Below are 1,459 nucleotides of genomic sequence, written 5' to 3' on the forward strand. Positions count from 1 at the left end.
TCCCTAAGTTTGTAGGTGTCTGGGGTTGGTGCCCTGGATGCCCAGAGCGGTGGGGTGTAGCTGATGGGTTTTTGCCTTGTTCGAGGCTCCGAAGGACTGGCTGCCCCGCCGCGCTGGACGCTCCGGCTGCTGATTGAGAGCTTGTTGCGGGTCGTCGCTGTTTAGGGATCTGTCGGCGGGGTTGTCCACGGGCGCGGTAACTTTGGAGTCAGGAGCACGTGGGTGGATACTCGCCCGGAGATTTGGGTCGGCATCGATGTCGGCAAAGCGTCGCATCATGCCTGCGCGGTCGATGAGACCGGCAAGACGGTGTTCAGTCAGAAGGTCGGCAACGACCAAGCCGCGATCGAGGCGTTGATCGCGCGCGCCGACCAGGCTGGGCAGCTGGTGCGGTGGGCAATCGATCTGACCAGTCCGATGGCGTTGCTGCTGATCACGGTGTTGCTGGCCGCTGATCAGGCGGTGACGTATGTGCCGGGCCGGGTAGTCAACACGATGACCCACGGATTCCGCGGCGAGGCCAAGACCGACGCCAAGGATGCGAAGGTGATCGCCGAAACCGCCCGTATGCGCCGCGATCTGAGTCAGGTCACGATGCCTGAGGAATTGGTGGTCGGGCTGACCCAGCTGACCAGCTACCGCACCGATCTGATGTCGGACTGGGTCGCCGGGATCAATCGGCTCAGGGCCTTGCTCGGCTCGATCTTTCCGGCGCTGGAGGCCGCGTTCGATTACACGGCGCGGACCCCATTGGTTCTGGTCGCCGGAATGTGCACTCCTGCCGAGCTTCGGGCTGCCGGAATCGACGGTGTCACAACATATCTCGTCGACAACGGCGGGTGGAGACCGGTCATCGGAAAGACAGCGGTCGCGGCGGTCGACGCCGCGCACCGTCAGAGCCTGGCCCTGCCGGGCGAGGCCGACACCGCCATGCTCGTCAAGCGCGTCGCTCGCAAACTCCTCGACCTCGACCGCGAGATCAAGGACACCGACAAACTCATCACCACCCGATTTCGTGCACACCCGTGGGCCCGCATCATCGAATCGCTGCCTGGCATGGGGCCGGGACTGGGTGCGGAGTTCCTCGTGGGCACCGGTGGTGACCTGGCCAACTTCGCCAGCTCGGGCCGGCTGGCCTCCTATGCCGGACTGGTGCCGGTTCCGCGTGACTCCGGACGTGTTTCCGGGAATCTGCATCGCCCCAAGCGATACAACCGGCGCCTGCGGCGGGTGTTCTACATGGCTGCCTTGTCCAGCCTGCGCTACGAGAATGGACCATCGCGGCGTTTCTACGACCGCAAACGCAGCGAGCGACAGATTCATACCCAAGCCCTTCTAGCGCTGGCCAGACGGCTGGTGGATGTCTTGTGGGCCTTGCTGCGCGACGGCCGCGAATTCAGTGCCATCCGCCCGACATCGGTGGCAGCTGCGGCTTGACACAGTCATTGAGAGTCCTTTC

1 protein-coding gene is annotated in these 1,459 nt (G+C 64.1%); it reads left to right on the forward strand.

The window, feature by feature from the left end:
* Positions 1 to 222: 222 nt before the first annotated feature.
* Positions 223 to 1,437, forward strand: a complete 1,215-nt coding sequence (locus ON37_RS26630) for an IS110 family RNA-guided transposase (RefSeq protein WP_040723178.1) — start codon at positions 223 to 225, stop codon at positions 1,435 to 1,437.
* Positions 1,438 to 1,459 lie beyond the last annotated feature (22 nt).

It is taken from the genome of Nocardia veterana NBRC 100344 (genome assembly GCF_000308855.1).
In the GTDB taxonomy this organism is placed as follows: Bacteria; Actinomycetota; Actinomycetes; order Mycobacteriales; family Mycobacteriaceae; genus Nocardia; species Nocardia veterana.